Below are 14,403 nucleotides of genomic sequence, written 5' to 3' on the forward strand. Positions count from 1 at the left end.
AAACCAGTCCGCCAACATGTACTTGTTAGGCAATTTCATTCACTCCACTTGGCCTTAATGTGTTTTCCCGAGCCTTTTCCAAAGCTCTTTCGATCGAGCATTTTGGCTTTAAACTCGAAGTCTTTGCTGATTTTCACAATTAGAAGTTTGCTGAAATTACCGGCCCGCTTAACTAGCACAGAATTGCCGGTCTTAAATGGGCTAATTGTTTTTATTTCGACAAAATCATTTCCTAATTTGCCGTCGGAGCCTTGTGTATACGGTTTATGTCTTTTGATTCCGTATTTCGCTTCACCATATAGCTCGCCAAGCTCTCCATAAATTGGCAGATGCCGACCTGTTACTTCGAAGTAATTTCGGGCGCTTTCAATCAATTCACCTAGCAACTCCCAAAGCTCTAGAGTTGTTGGGTTCTTTGGCCCACTATCAGAATCCCAGCCCGCTTCATCGTCAATAAACTCTTCGATGTTATCCCAATCGCCATGCTCCCAAGGGTTATATCCACAAGCAGCAGCATCCGCTATCTGCTCTGGGCTATAGCCCTCATTATGCATGTCGTGCAGAAAGTCCCAGTCGCTCATATGTTCCTCTTGCCTAACAGCTAATTCAACGACAAATGACATCTATCCAAACGCGTATATTTCCCAACGTTGCACATGCCACTCATCAAATTTTTCTTTGTTATCAAAAAAATACCTACCCTGAAAGATAGTCTGGCTGGAAATGAGCGTCAATTATCGGGTTTCCCCAACATATCTGTTCGCTTATCTCCAATCACTCATCAGTAACTATTTCATATTTTTCATAGGGTTGTAAGGATACCTCCTTCAAAACCAAGCGTTTTGCGACAGTTGTCGTATATCTCCGTTTTTCACCGTGCAATTACGGCAATCAGCACCCAAAATACTGTATATAAAAACAGTATGGAGGCTCAGCTTATGATCATGGATATACCACCGAAACTTCCAGATAATCCCACCCGCTTCATGGATCAGCTCAGGGCGTTGATTCGCAGCCGGTATATGGCCTACAGAACGGAGCAAACATACTGCCGCTGGATGAGTTGTCATTTGAAATGGCAAGAAAACCGCAGCGCTTGCCCACAGTTGGATCGCGGCGTTCAACGGGCCATCAGTGCAGCCATCCGTGAAGCAGGTATATATAAACAGGCAAACAGCCACACCCTGCGCCACAGCTTTGCTACCCGGCTACTGGAAGCCGGCTACGATATCCGCACTATTCAGAAGCTACTTGGTCATGCTGATGTGCGTACAACCGAAATTTATACTCATGTAGTTCGCAAAGGTGGTTTTGGCGTACGCAGCCCTGTGGACGATGGTTTTTAACTTTCCCAGTTACTCGCCGGTATCCGTTTCACATGAATATGGCTGATAAGCCGGACGGTGGGGCGAATAAGGAACTGGAAACTGCCAATGATGAACATCCAGACGGCCACCCTTTCATATTCGGGGTACAGGAACAGAATGCTGCCAAAAAGAAACCAGATGGCGATAAAGAAATCATTAATGATGCTGATCACCTCGTAGCGGCGGCGAATGATCAGCTCTTCATGCCCCAGTTTGAAGGTCAAGGGGTTGTCGGTTCTGCTTTTAACCATAGTAAATCCTGCTCCTGTCATGTAGATGTCGGAAATCCGCTTACACCGATGTCTGATGTCCGGTCGCGCTGAGAATCAGGAGCTTTGCCCTGGGTCGAAGCTCAGAGAAATTAAGAAAGCTATTGACACTTCGGCTCTCCGTACATAATATACGCGCCGCTTCCTTTGGTGAAGCGATGGCAAGGTAGCTCAGTTGGTTAGAGCACAGCACTCATAATGCTGGGGTCGGCGGTTCAACTCCGCCCCTTGCTACCAAATTCAAAGGGTTACGACGCAAGTCGTGGCCCTTTTTTTTATGGTTGCCCCCTTTTTGTCCCCCGCTGCCCCAGGCGGTGCTAATATCTCACCCACCGCTTTTATCGCAAGCAAGATAACCATAAGGAAGTGACATTGAAGAACCTCATTCTGATTGCTCTGGTCGCCTTTGGAGCATGGCAGTTCTATCAGTCGAAGCAACCCGAAAGCCAACCCACCCCAGTAGCTAATCCAATGGCGGGACATCAAGCATTGATTGAGGAATCTAAGCGGGTGACGAGCTTTAATTGTGACGGTCGGCAGCACTGCAGTCAGATGAATTCGAGGGCAGAGGCAGTGTTCTTCATCCGGAACTGCCCAAACACGAAGATGGACGGTGACCGTGACGGCATCCCCTGTGAAAACGATTCCAGGTTCTAACCTTTTCCAGAATCAAAGTTGAGAGACCGGCGATAGCCTTCTGGCCGACTCAAGATGACCCGGTGACAGATGCGCATACTTCATGGTCATCGTGATGTTCCCATGGCCAAGAATGCGCTGAAGCGTGAGGATGTGGGTGAGCTGCTGTGGCGTCGAAAATCCACACCGCTTATACGCTGCCCGAAATGCCGATCGGCAAGGACCGAATAACCGCCCTGGTCCAGGTAAAGCATGTTCCCGGATCTGTTCCTGGATCTTGGGATCGATGGGTACTGCCCTGCTCTTTCCGTTCTTTGTATCCCGGAAGATGACTTTACCAGTGACAAAACCCGAATTGGTAAGAGTTTCCGCTTCAATCCAGCGCGCACCCGTCGCGAGACAAATCATAGCAACCGACCAGACAAACGATACTTGGCATCCTTCAACGTATGGCCGTGATAGTCGTACCATTTCTTACCCTGGGCCCTTCTCTGCCTTCCGGATAGAAATCGACTTTCCAGCCGTGGTCATTTTTTGAAATCACGCCGCTACCTTAGTCAATAATCGTCGCCTTGTGAGTCCGTCCTGGACGAGCTGGAAGAGGAAGTGAAGGTCACTCATGCCGTTGTGGACGCTGACGGTTTTTGCGCGGGTGACGAAGTGCTGGGGTAAATCCTGGGGAAGTTTCGATCTTTACGTGAGTGCCCAGAGCATCGGCTTCAGCGTAGAAGTTCTGAATCAGTATCGTCATAGCCTGCTTCGTATTCCAGAGCTACCTCTGAGAGGACCTCAGGCTTCAATCTTCCCTGAAACAGTTGTCGGACGGTACAACCCCAGCCCAAAGGACATTCACATGGCTGAGATCAATCTGGCGCGCGTCAGGGCCGATGAAAAGCCCCCCTTTCCCGACCTCACCGGTCAGGACATTGAAACGTTCAAAATCGTGAATCATATCTGATGCTCCTTTCTGTCTGTTATTGAACCGAAGATTCGGTATCTGTGAGACGTGCTTAAAAGTTAGACAGTCCCGCCGAGGGATAGCAATCACCAAATTAGTTATGGAAAAATGGTTCCAGAATCGGCCAGACTGAAGGATATGGTCATGAAGAGATTTTTAGCTTTTACCCTCTCCGTTTTACTCCTGGGCAATGCCCACGCAGACACACTCAACGAAGTGGTCACCGGCCTTTCAACAACAATCAGAGATCAAATGACCATAAACATGTGGACAAATCGTTGTGCACGAGCAGAAGCACTAAGGCTGTACGCCAATTGCTACGTAAACCCCGAAGGAGTCCCTCTATGGAGAATGACTGTGGTAGAGCGTGAGAAATGGAAACCTATTGCGATCCAGGAGAAGATCAGGCCTCAGAGGGAATATAAAAGCGCCACTGATGTTGCGAAGGAACAGGGAAAACGCGCGGCCCAGGAACACAAGATGAATCGACAAATGTGTGAGTTTTGGCGGCAACAGAAAGAAAGTGAAAAGGCTGCATCGAAGGTTCAGGAATATTGTGGTTAGTGGGGATTGGTGAACGCCTTGCTCACCGGTAAATTGGGGGCGTAGTGAGCAATTTATCCGCGTGCGATTGGCATGTTATTCATTGCTACGCGGCCTAACAATACTGCTTGCCAAAAATATTATTACTGCCAGCAATTGGACGCCAACGAGTGACCAAAACACCACCCCTAAACTTGGCCCCGGCAACTTGACACCTGACTCACCTTCACCCATTGCAGCTATAAAAAACATTGGAGAAAGGAAAAACAGGTTGGCTAAGTTAATGATTAGAGCCGCAACACTATACTTATTAGATTTAAAAGCCGAAAAGCAAACTAGGAGGCCAGACAAACCAGAAATAAAAACTCCGCCAAATGGTATGAAAACAGCAATAACTGACAACACTAAAGCTGACATTCCTATCCCTTTCACTCTACTGACCCCTTTTCAGATTTCGAATAACGCTTGCAGTATGTGCAGCCTTGAAATAGAGCCGAAGGCAAAATGTAAAGGGTGTCGCTGTGCCTGCACTTGTTACGAACTTTTGTACACGTTATTGATATGCTGGAAAGCTTCATCTGTTTTATACCTGAGTTCAAACGATACCGCTAATCTCACCAAGGCCGCAAACATAGGGTCTTTGTTTCTAATAAGATAGCTTCCAAGATGACAATCATCTTCTCTTGCTACAGCGCGGTAGGCCACTTCGCCCCTGTCAGTATTGAGCCCAAAACACACTCTTTTTGCGTAGGTTTTAGATTTTTCATTCCAGCTTTCAGAAACTCCACCTTCAAGCCCGTCACCAAAAGGATGAAATAAAGCTACGTTCGCCATGACGAATAATGTTGCTATATCTAGACTTTCCTTAACTTCACATTGTGTCGGTTTAATATATTCATGTTCTAAAAGGTTTCTCACTTTTGAAACCTTTCTCAGAATCGCTGGGGTTAACAGACCGAGCTCTTGGAGCTTTTCTAATTTTCTGGGTATGTTCCATGAATATGCTGGATAGCCGAACGAAAGCAGTAGTTGATCCGCTTGGCAAGTTATTGCCCTCTTTGCATTTGTTACCGAATTTAGTAAAGCTGAGGCTCCACCCGTCGACAGATCACTTTCAGCTTGCATAAGGAAATCAAGAGGCGCTATCTCCATTTCTGTTAAAACAAACGATCCTCCATCTTGACCCATCGCTAATTGATCAAAGTCGATAGAGAATAACTCAAGAAAACTCCTGAAGGTCACCGGAATCCCCTATATTCGTAACGCCGCTCAGCACGCGCGGCTACGAAATGAAGGCGAAGCCGCAATGTAGTAGACGTCGCCGTGACTGGCCTTGTTATACTGGCTTCTCTCAACACAAGCTACCATTCGGTGCTTTCGCCTAGCTCTGGATTAGTATTCAAGTCCTTTGCGTTCGACTTACAGAGAGCCGAAACGGAATCGAATTCATTAGATCTGCTTCGCACCGGCTCGATGGCTACCTCGATATCGGTCTCGGTAACATTCCGCGCAATCACCCCAGGGTATAGGTTGAAAGCTTTAACATATTCGCGCACAACGATGTTGCGTAATTTTTCTCTACCCGTTGCAGTCTTTATATCCTGTGGTGAGATCGTTACCCGAGGATTAATTCGGTCCTCACACTCAGGTTGAAGGTAGGCTGTACCTACCTCTTTGTTCTGATTAATCATGTGGCGCTGGAACAACGCATTGACCACTTTCGTTTGAAATGCTCTATCTTTGTCTTGGAAACTCATAACAATCGCCTTCTCTGGTTGATTTGACACCAAGAAATGATAGAACAGGACTCAAAGAAAAAAAGAGACTTGTAACCATCTGTTTTTATTTAATTATATATTTCCCGAAATCGACTCAATCCTTTTCACTCCACTTCTTCATGAGTATAACCCCTTGGCTTTGCGGCGCACTGGAGCGCCAGCCGAGGTGCATCCGACAACAGCCATTTGTTAGCCATCGTCGCCGGAATACTACTTTTCTTCCCCGAAGAGAGCCTCTCTTTGTGCTTTTTCATTGGCAAGCCGTTCACGGAGGTGGCCAAGGAAAATGTCTCTGAGGTCTTTCCCATATTTTGACATTTTTGTGCCTAACTCTGGTTGATCCTCTCCAAAATTCGTAGAAGCTATGCCAAATTCGAGTATCCCGCATGCGACAGCGATACCCACGCTGCTAAATTCAATCCTCTGATTAGATGGCACACACAACGCATTTAGATCTGAAAGGGGAGTTCTTTCAATAATATTGGACAGGTCTACAAAGTACTCAAAATTAATGTCGCCGGTTAAAAAATGGTCAAAGCATTTCGCCAGCAATGAAGTTTTTTCAAATGCATCAATTTTGTTGAGAATAACAAGCAAATGCTCCCCGACTTTACGCCTATAGCCCGTATCACTCTCAACTCTGGCGAGGAATGCTTGTCGCTCACTCTTACTGACTTCTTCCAGTTCTATAAGAAACCTAAGAACTTTATGGTGGAAAATCCTGTCTGAAATTGAACGAGTTACAGAAAAACCTTTAGCGAGCCAACCAACCACAGGAATATCTTTAAGAATGCTCTCGTCGACAACTTGATCGATTGTGAACTCTAAGAGTTCCGCTGGAAGCTCTACTCCGCCAGACTTCGCTATCGTTAATGCGAGATCATTCGACAAGCTTTGGCTTTTATTACTTTTGTTCATTCTCACTCATTCCAATGGGAGACTAACGCCCTGAATAAGCCGCCAATTTGGAGCGGCAGCGGAAAATTGGTCGGCTTCATTCACTGGTTATGTCTTCCAGCCATGAGTCGAACCCCGTCCGACGGCTAGCTTGGTAGACGGTTCAAGGTCGTCTACCTGTCCAATACTGATATTGAGGCTCCTGTATGCATTTCTGAAATCTTCCCAATTCAAGGCTTCATCACGAAAGTCATCAATACCCCTTGCATAGTCAAATATTTTATTAGCCAGCGCCTGCAACTCGCCCAAACTATAAATGTAGCTTATGACATTGACGGGGAGCACAGACATTGTGCTATTCGGCTGAAAATCTTCAAACAACCCTGTAATTCGAGCATTATGAACTTGAAGGCGCATCAAGATATATGAAAGGTAGACTGAAACGTCTGGTGGAGCGAGAGAGATACACCTACTAAAAATCTCCTTATAATTTTCAGGAAGCTGAGGCGTATCGCTTTGCAATGGGCCTTTTTTGCGACTGGAATCATCCTTTGCTTTCCACCAAGCCTCATTCAAAACAATTGCACTTGATTTAAAATACGCTACTAGTTCGCTGAGCGCCTCGGGCAGAAATGACTTTGCAGCGATAAACTCTCTTTCCCTTTGCTGATTGGCATGGTGTTTCGAAATATTAAACGCAATTAAACTTGATATGAAGGCTAGGACCCCGACATTTAAAGTCTGCCAGTCCATCCAAACCTTATGTAAATTAGACCAGCCTCCAGCTCCGTTAAACAAAGGATGGATTGTCATCCCGTAGACGTAGAAGATAACTAGAGGGGTTCCAACCCAGTTCACGATGCTTACCAGTTGATCTCCTTTGAACCATCCTAATCTCAAACCTAGACCTCCATTCGATTCCTATTGCTACTGATTCGGTCTCTAATAGACATAACGAGGCTGTAGAAAAACCCTCACCCCTTTTGTCGACGGTGCTCCTACGTAAAATCTGGATGTATTTTCGGTGATCAGTGCTCCAGATTTTAAGAATAGGCGCCATTTTTAGTTCGTTTATTGATCAGTTGCGCGTCGGGAAAGTCTCCTGACCTTTATCTACAGCCTCAACGCCGCGCTCTGCGGCAAACTTGGAGCACAGCGGAAAATTTGTCCGACAGAAGCTCCTTGTTAGGCATCTTGCTCACTCATTACCATTGCGTATTTATTCCAATCTACTGCTGGCACAGTTCCAAGGCTATTTAGTTTTTGCAAGAGTCGGAAAATAAAATAGGCTAATGAATTTTTGTTAGGTCCGACTTTAAGTTCTTCGCCAAATAAATCAAAGCAACCACCTGTCACAGACAACCCGCAATCAAGCCTCTGTAACTCGACTAAGGCATTGTTATTCTGCATAAATGCCCCACTCGAGAATCCCTCAGCCCAATCTATTGTGGTGGCGACGATACCAGCCACAATTGGAAATAAATTTTTAATGACTGGATCACCACCAACATGCGTAATAGGGACGCTAGTACGCTCCAAAGCCCTAACCGATTCGGCCTTCTTAGCTGCATACTCAAGATAGCCCTTATTTATGGTTGGTTTCACTTCAAAAACAGCGTACACGGACTCTGCAGGAATAAAACGATGATTGTGTTGATCAAGTAGGGTTGGAGTATATTGGCGGTCATAGATAACAATATCTATCTGGTCGCTAGTTCCGCCATTGGAGTCAATGACAATTGCGCTATCCACTGAATAGCGATTTGGAAGATACTTTCTAAGCACGGATATGAAGTGCTGCTCATTAACATCACCCATGACCCCATCGTGAGTAATTGATTCAGATGACAACTTTAGTTGTACACTCAATACTTCCTGCTCTGCAGCGAATGCTGATCGGAGAAAATCCTTTCCATCTACTTTTGAATTTTCTTTTGCTTTATTCATGTCACCAAACTATGCCTCCCCAATTCTGCTGATTTCGAGATAGCCTTGCCCGACTGGATATTGCTATTTTTTGTGCCGCAGTTAAGTCATCTGAAATAATATTGTTGGTATTCGCTGGGTCTACATACCGAGTAGACGGCAAACTATCCCTGAAGAATTCAAGAACCTTCAAAAAATTAGCAGATAAATTTCCAGCAGTTGAGTATTTTAGGGAGTCTATTACAGCCAACTCCAAGTAGAATGATGGAAATTCGAGATTGTGAAGCTGCCTCCAGATCTTTGACAATCTAATCTCTTCTATTCTATTGCTGTTTTTCACGTGGTTAATGTGGGTATTTATATTGGTTTGAGTCCAACTTCCAGATTTACTTTTATACAGACTGTGATCATTTCCATACTGTGACTGTCGTCTACCTGGAACCAAATCAATATTATAGCCATTTACAGTAGTGCCAATCGAAACATTCTGTTTTCTTGCTGTGTATCCCGCCTGAGTAACAGCGTCAAATAATGTCCCATACAAATCAGCTAGAGTACCTGGCGTATTTGATGACACTGATATGAATATGTCCGCATCTGTACCAATATTAATGCCGGTTCCCTTCGCAAGAGACCCTGAAAACTCAGCTTTTACTAGATAGCTATTACCCCATCTTTGAATTACGGGGTAAATGGAATTCCCTGCTGCTTCGGCACCAGAAATATTTACGTCATATTTCTGCAGAATGCTACGTAAGTATGTATCTTCTGACATGCTGATCCTTAAATGCTTAACAGCGGTTAGATCGAAGTCTGCAGTATTGCGAATTTCTGACAGCTTCGTTATTACTGGCTTCAACTGCCCAAAAAACTCTTACCAAAACCTATAAAACAACAGCTTAGCCCAATACTGACAACCTTTCCATGTGTTCGCTTGACGTCTACATTTCGCTCTACCAATAACACTGTATAGAGGTTCACCACCCGCAAGAAACTGCCAAAACTCAAACCGCTCAGCAATCACGAAACGGGGTGTTGTCCCTTTGTCTACCGCTGTGTACTATTGTGGCCTTTAACGGCCAGATAGAATACGCAAGTAACTGATATTGAACACTTGTGACCAATAGTGTGCGGCTCACACAGGTCTCACAATGCTGGGGTCGGCGGTTTAACTCCGCCCCTTGCTACCAACATCTGAAAAAGGCCGCGATTCACGTCGCGGCCTTTTTTTATTTTCGGGCACGGAATTCTCCCAACGCCCCCATGCGGAGAAGCTTCATGAGATCCACCGGTGACAGAATCCGGCAAGCAGTTTCCTTTGAAGTAATCGGATTACTCACTTCCGTTCCTCTTGCAGCTTTTGCGTTCGGCTTCTCTCTTGAAAAAACAGGCGTGCTTGGTCTGATAGGGGCCACGCTAGCCACTACATGGAACTACATATTCAATCTGGGTTTCGATCACGTGCTGAAGCGGCAAACCGGGTCAACACGAAAAGCGCTGAAGCACCGCCTACTCCACGCGTTCAGCTTTGAGCTGGGCCTGCTAATGGCCTTCCTGCCGATTATTGCCTGGTGGATGGATATCGGGTTGCTGGAAGCACTTTTGGTCGATGTTTCGTTTGCGCTGTTTTATCTGGCGTACACCTTCGTATTCACCTGGGGTTACGACACTATATTCCCGGACACAGACGAACCAGCGAACAGTTCATCCCCGGCGTCTCAGCCCCCCAAGTAATTCACCGGGGCCGGGAGGCTTTTCGATACAGGTCTCCTTCCCCGAAAGCATATGATTTTCCGGTATGTGTCGATTGCATACCGTTATAAACCCCTTCAGATCTATATGGCATACTGATGCCCGAAACCAATAACGCCAACTCTCCACTCGCAAGGAAGTTAACATGAAATTCGAGACGCTCGCCCTCCACGCCGGTTTCAACGGCGACCCGACCACCAAGGCGGCCACAACTCCAATCTACCAGACCACATCCTACACGTTTGACGACACCCAGCATGGTGCAGACCTGTTTGATCTGAAGGTTGCCGGCAACATTTATACCCGAATCATGAACCCGACCAACTCTGTGCTCGAAGAGCGCATGGCAGCACTTGAAGGCGGCGTGGGCGCGCTTGCTGTTGCCTCGGGCATGTCAGCCATTACCTATGCCCTTCAAGCTATCTGTCGGGTTGGCAACAACATTATCAGCACCAGCCAGTTGTATGGCGGCACCTACAACCTGTTCGCTCACTCTCTGCCAAATCAGGGCATTGAGTGCAGGATGGTTCGCCACGATGATTTCGATGCTATCGACAAGGCCATTGACGACCAGACCCGCGCGCTGTTCTGCGAGTCTATTGGCAACCCCGCTGGCAATGTTGTCGATATTGCACGCTGGGCAGAGATTGCCCATAAGCATGGTATCCCGCTGATTGTGGACAACACCGTCGCTACACCCTACCTGTGCCGCCCCTTCGAGCATGGTGCAGATATTGTCGTGCACTCGCTGACCAAGTACATCGGCGGCCACGGCACCACCGTAGCAGGCTGCATTGTTGATTCGGGCAAGTTTGACTGGAAAGCCAACGGCGCCAGGTTCCCTATGATGAATGAGCCGGACCCGTCCTATCACGGCGTGGTTTATACAGAAGCGCTGGGCGCCGCCGCGTTTATCGGCCGCTGCCGCGTTGTGCCGCTGCGCAACACCGGTGCCGCACTCTCACCGTTCAATTCATTCCTGATCATGCAAGGCCTGGAAACTCTGGGGTTACGCATGGAGCGCCACTGCGAGAACGCCGAGAAAGTTGCCAACTTCCTGCAGAACCACCCGGCAGTGGAATGGGTGAACTACGCAGCCCTGGCGAACAGCCCTTACAAGGCCACCTGTGAGAAGATTTGTGGAGGCAAAGCCTCCGGCATCCTGAGCTTCGGCATCAAAGGTGGCCTTGAGGCCGGCGCCAAATTCATTGATGCGCTGAATCTGATCTACCGCCTGGTGAACATTGGCGATGCCAAGTCCCTCGCCTGCCACCCGGCAACCACAACTCACCGCCAACTGAACCCGGAAGAGCTCAAGAGCGCGGGCGTCAGCGAAGATCTGGTACGGCTATCGATCGGCATTGAACACGTAGATGACATACTGGCCGATATCACTCAGGCTCTGGAAAAAGCCCAGGCTTGATTGTTCTCAACCGGGTACGACGAACGTCGTACCCGGTATCCTTTCTGCCCCCTGTTAATACCCCGTGATTGCCCTTACCCGCCTTGTAACTGCCTCCCCAGCCGATTATTCTCTAGGGTTCCCCTTATTCTTAATGAGAGTCTGGCTGCAATGAGCGAAAGCGCAAAGCCCCGCGTCACCAGTGGTTCCAAATTCCGCAATGAGCATGGTTTTTCGGCTATCAAGGATGGCGTCAAACGCTCGGCAAATCAGGAACCCGTGTCGGACGAGCGCAAGCCCAAATGGCTGAGGGCGCGGATGCCCGGCGGCGAGCGCTATGAAGCTGTGCGCAAGAACGTCAGCGAGCACAGGGTGAGCACTGTATGCCAGGAGTCCCATTGTCCCAATATAGGTGAGTGCTGGGCTGCCGGCACCGCAACCATCATGGTTATGGGTTCCGTATGCACTCGCGCCTGTCGGTTCTGTGCGGTGGATACAGGCAACCCCAATGGCTGGCTGGACAAAGATGAGCCAGAAAATACCGCAAAATCCGTCGAGCTCATGGGGCTGCGCTATATCGTGCTTACCTCCGTTGACCGGGATGATCTGGAGGATGGCGGAGCCGCCCACTACGCGGCCTGCGTCTCAGCAATCAAACAACGTACACCTGAAGTCGCTGTTGAAGCTCTGACCCCGGACTTTGATGCAGTTATGTCCGATGTGGAGAAGGTGCTTGATTCTGGCCTTGAGGTGTTTGCCCAGAACGTGGAAACCGTGGAACGCCTGACACGCCGCGTACGTGATCCACGCGCAGGGTATAAGAAGACTCTCAGCGTTCTGGAGTATGCCAAACAATACCGCCCCGACGTACTTACCAAAACCAGCCTGATGCTGGGTCTGGGCGAGACCGAAGAGGAAATCCTGGCCACGATGGACGACCTTCGCGCAATCGGTGTGGATATTCTGACTCTCGGCCAGTATCTGCGCCCCACTCCGAATCACCTGCCTGTAGAGAAATATGTAACTCCGGAAGACTTCAACAGGTATCGCGAGATTGGCCTTGAGAAAGGCTTTATGGAAGTGCCCTCAGGCCCCATGGTGCGCTCCAGCTACCGGGCAGACAGGGTGTTCGACAAAAACAATCTGGGGCTTTCGGTACCCGATGTCCCCACATCTAACGCTATGCAGATCCCGGTAAAAGCGATCGATTAGCAGGGCTCAGTCAGGAGTGCCGCCTCACAGGTCTGCTGTAAGGCGGCGTCAGAAAGATCAGGGCACCAGATACATTTACTGGCTCTGTTGCTGCATCTGCTGACGCATCTTCTGCATTCTCTTCTCCAGCTCGTCGCGCTGTTCCTGAGTGAACACACTGTCTACCCTGGCCTGCATCAACGCTGAAAGCGTGGCGATTTCGCCGGTCACATCACCCAGATCATCACCATATCCGCGGATAGCGTCTTCGTCATATTCTGCTTTGATTTCTTTCTGCATCTGCTCTTGCAAGGCGCGAGCTTCTTCGCGCAGCGTACCAATCTCACCCTGCATTGAATCAAGAATACTGCGGATCTCTTTCTGCTGATCCTCCGAAAGCCCTACCATCTCAGCCAGCTGGGCAATCTGATCCGGCTGACCTCCCGCTGCTTGCTGAGCCAGTGCCGGTGCAGCAAGGCTCAATACAACAAGAGCTATACCGAACAGTTTAGCGAGCTTCATAAAAATCTCCGTTAACGATTTGATTTTGGATAATTCACTGGGGTGACACCCTAAAGCATCCCGGCCCTGACTTTCACCCCGATATCCCTTCAATTTGTACATGTTGAGAACTGTGCCCACTCTGAGCCCGCCAGTGATGGGCATTGAAACAAATGTGAAAGTTTGGTCATTCCCCTTCATAATGACGCGATTCAAACACCGCCCGAGTATCAAGAGAGTATCAAGATGGCTATTAACTGGTTTCCAGGGCATATGCATAAAGCCCGCAAGGAAATCAAAAAGATCATGCCTCAGATGGATCTCATCATTGAGGTACTGGACGCGCGCATTCCTTTCAGCAGCGAAAACCCGCTGGTGCCAGCTCTGCGTGGCGAAACACCTCTGATCAGAGTCCTTAACAAACGCGACCTGGCAGATCCGGAAATCACCTCCCTGTGGCAGACCTGGCTGGAAAAAGAGCGCGGCGTAAGAACCATCACCCTCACCCGCAATCAGCGTGGTGAAGCACTGGATATACTGCGCCTTGCCAGCGAAATGACACCGAACCATGACCGCCAGAAAAGTGCTCTGCGGGTTATGATTCTGGGGATACCCAATGTGGGAAAATCTACCCTGATCAACACTCTGGCGGGACGCCCGGCGGCAAAAACAGGCAATGAGCCAGCGGTAACCAAGTCGCAGCAAACCATTAAGTTGCCGGACAATATTCTGCTTTACGATACACCGGGCTTCCTGTGGCCGAAGCTTTCACCTGAAGCATGCGGCTACAGGCTGGCAATCACCGGCGCCATTCGCAGTTCGGTTCTGGATTTCGAAGATATCGCTCTGTTTGAGGCCGATTATTTACATCAAGCCTATCCGGAGCTGGTGAAAGCCCGCTATGGCTTTGACGAACTGCCTGCAGACGGCCTGGCCATAATGGACGGAATTGCTGCCAAACGCCGCTTTCTCGGCCGTGGTGGCGTACCCGACCTTAACAAGGTCTCTGAAGTACTGCTCAATGAGTTCCGCGCAGGCACTCTCGGGCGAATTTCCCTGGAGACTCCAGACATGGTAGAGCGGGAAATACAGGAAGCCGCTGCTGCCGAAGCTGAAAATGAGTCTAAACTTGCAGAAAAGAAAGCCGCGGCCAAAGCATCCCGCTCTGGCCGCCGCTCATAAG

General features: G+C 48.5%; 17 protein-coding genes, 1 tRNA gene and 2 pseudogenes. 9 read left to right on the plus strand and 11 right to left on the minus strand.

What is annotated here, in order from left to right; genetic code table 11:
- Positions 1 to 35: 35 nt before the first annotated feature.
- Positions 36 to 581, minus strand: coding sequence for a hypothetical protein (locus tag CPA50_RS15505; RefSeq protein WP_096783425.1), 546 nt, complete (start codon positions 579 to 581; stop codon positions 36 to 38).
- A gap of 528 nt (positions 582 to 1,109) precedes the next feature.
- Here CPA50_RS15505 and CPA50_RS15510 point away from each other — a divergent pair.
- A pseudogene (locus CPA50_RS15510) lies at positions 1,110 to 1,346 on the plus strand (tyrosine-type recombinase/integrase); the annotation flags it as partial.
- Here CPA50_RS15510 and CPA50_RS15515 read toward each other — a convergent pair.
- Positions 1,343 to 1,618 carry a YrhK family protein gene (locus CPA50_RS15515; RefSeq protein WP_096783426.1) on the minus strand — a complete coding sequence of 92 codons (276 nt, stop codon included), beginning with the start codon at positions 1,616 to 1,618 and terminating at the stop codon, positions 1,343 to 1,345. The pseudogene CPA50_RS15510 and the gene CPA50_RS15515 sit on opposite strands and share 4 nt — an antisense overlap.
- Before the next feature lie 178 nt (positions 1,619 to 1,796).
- On the opposite strand from CPA50_RS15515, the gene CPA50_RS15520 reads away from it, so the two are divergent.
- Positions 1,797 to 1,873 (plus strand) — tRNA-Met (locus CPA50_RS15520).
- A gap of 234 nt (positions 1,874 to 2,107) precedes the next feature.
- Positions 2,108 to 2,293, plus strand: a complete 186-nt coding sequence (locus CPA50_RS19720) for an excalibur calcium-binding domain-containing protein (RefSeq protein WP_264754014.1) — start codon at positions 2,108 to 2,110, stop codon at positions 2,291 to 2,293.
- A 12-nt stretch (positions 2,294 to 2,305) separates the two neighbouring features.
- Here the strand turns inward: CPA50_RS19720 and CPA50_RS19725 are convergent.
- Positions 2,306 to 2,692 (minus strand): annotated as a pseudogene (locus CPA50_RS19725) (integrase); the annotation flags it as partial.
- A 199-nt stretch (positions 2,693 to 2,891) separates the two neighbouring features.
- Between CPA50_RS19725 and CPA50_RS19365 the strand changes: the two are divergent.
- Positions 2,892 to 3,230, plus strand: coding sequence for a hypothetical protein (locus CPA50_RS19365; RefSeq protein ID WP_143750755.1), 339 nt, complete (start codon positions 2,892 to 2,894; stop codon positions 3,228 to 3,230).
- 144 nt (positions 3,231 to 3,374) lie between these two features.
- Positions 3,375 to 3,794, plus strand: a complete 420-nt coding sequence (locus tag CPA50_RS15535) for a hypothetical protein (RefSeq protein WP_096783429.1) — start codon at positions 3,375 to 3,377, stop codon at positions 3,792 to 3,794.
- Positions 3,795 to 3,869: 75 nt separating this feature from the next.
- Here CPA50_RS15535 and CPA50_RS15540 read toward each other — a convergent pair whose 3' ends face one another.
- The 7 genes from CPA50_RS15540 to CPA50_RS15570 form a co-directional block, all read right to left on the minus strand.
- Complete coding sequence (locus tag CPA50_RS15540) at positions 3,870 to 4,205, minus strand: hypothetical protein (RefSeq protein ID WP_143750756.1); 336 nt, start codon at positions 4,203 to 4,205, stop codon at positions 3,870 to 3,872.
- Between the two features lie 102 nt (positions 4,206 to 4,307).
- Positions 4,308 to 5,015: a hypothetical protein gene (locus CPA50_RS15545; RefSeq protein ID WP_096783431.1), complete on the minus strand. Its 708-nt coding sequence runs from the start codon at positions 5,013 to 5,015 to the stop codon at positions 4,308 to 4,310.
- Positions 5,016 to 5,134: 119 nt separating this feature from the next.
- A complete protein-coding gene (locus CPA50_RS15550) occupies positions 5,135 to 5,530 on the minus strand; it encodes a hypothetical protein (RefSeq protein ID WP_096783432.1) in 396 nt (131 codons plus the stop codon).
- 231 nt (positions 5,531 to 5,761) lie between these two features.
- Positions 5,762 to 6,469, minus strand: a complete 708-nt coding sequence (locus CPA50_RS15555) for a hypothetical protein (protein WP_096783433.1) — start codon at positions 6,467 to 6,469, stop codon at positions 5,762 to 5,764.
- An 87-nt stretch (positions 6,470 to 6,556) separates the two neighbouring features.
- Positions 6,557 to 7,306: a hypothetical protein gene (locus CPA50_RS15560; protein ID WP_143750757.1), complete on the minus strand. Its 750-nt coding sequence runs from the start codon at positions 7,304 to 7,306 to the stop codon at positions 6,557 to 6,559.
- A 327-nt stretch (positions 7,307 to 7,633) separates the two neighbouring features.
- Positions 7,634 to 8,395: a DUF6602 domain-containing protein gene (locus tag CPA50_RS15565; RefSeq protein WP_096783435.1), complete on the minus strand. Its 762-nt coding sequence runs from the start codon at positions 8,393 to 8,395 to the stop codon at positions 7,634 to 7,636.
- Position 8,396: 1 nt separating this feature from the next.
- On the minus strand, positions 8,397 to 9,149 hold the full coding sequence (locus tag CPA50_RS15570; protein ID WP_096783436.1) for a nucleotidyltransferase: 753 nt from the start codon (positions 9,147 to 9,149) through the stop codon (positions 8,397 to 8,399).
- Between the two features lie 503 nt (positions 9,150 to 9,652).
- Here CPA50_RS15570 and CPA50_RS15575 point away from each other — a divergent pair.
- From CPA50_RS15575 to lipA, 3 genes are all read left to right on the plus strand, one after another.
- Complete coding sequence (locus tag CPA50_RS15575; protein ID WP_096783437.1) at positions 9,653 to 10,108, plus strand: PACE efflux transporter; 456 nt, start codon at positions 9,653 to 9,655, stop codon at positions 10,106 to 10,108.
- 163 nt (positions 10,109 to 10,271) lie between these two features.
- Positions 10,272 to 11,549 carry an O-acetylhomoserine aminocarboxypropyltransferase/cysteine synthase family protein gene (locus tag CPA50_RS15580; protein WP_096783438.1) on the plus strand — a complete coding sequence of 426 codons (1,278 nt, stop codon included), beginning with the start codon at positions 10,272 to 10,274 and terminating at the stop codon, positions 11,547 to 11,549.
- A gap of 150 nt (positions 11,550 to 11,699) precedes the next feature.
- The gene (gene lipA, locus CPA50_RS15585) at positions 11,700 to 12,740 is read left to right on the plus strand and encodes a lipoyl synthase (protein ID WP_096783439.1); all 1,041 of its coding nucleotides are present in this window, start codon (positions 11,700 to 11,702) and stop codon (positions 12,738 to 12,740) included.
- Positions 12,741 to 12,815: 75 nt separating this feature from the next.
- On the opposite strand, the gene CPA50_RS15590 is transcribed toward lipA, so the two are convergent.
- The gene (locus tag CPA50_RS15590) at positions 12,816 to 13,241 is read right to left on the minus strand and encodes a Spy/CpxP family protein refolding chaperone (protein ID WP_096783440.1); all 426 of its coding nucleotides are present in this window, start codon (positions 13,239 to 13,241) and stop codon (positions 12,816 to 12,818) included.
- 225 nt (positions 13,242 to 13,466) lie between these two features.
- On the opposite strand from CPA50_RS15590, the gene ylqF reads away from it, so the two are divergent.
- Positions 13,467 to 14,402, plus strand: coding sequence for a ribosome biogenesis GTPase YlqF (gene ylqF, locus CPA50_RS15595; protein ID WP_096783441.1), 936 nt, complete (start codon positions 13,467 to 13,469; stop codon positions 14,400 to 14,402).
- Position 14,403 lies beyond the last annotated feature (1 nt).

The sequence above is a fragment of the Marinobacter sp. ANT_B65 genome (genome assembly GCF_002407605.1).
GTDB lineage: Bacteria > Pseudomonadota > Gammaproteobacteria > Pseudomonadales > Oleiphilaceae > Marinobacter.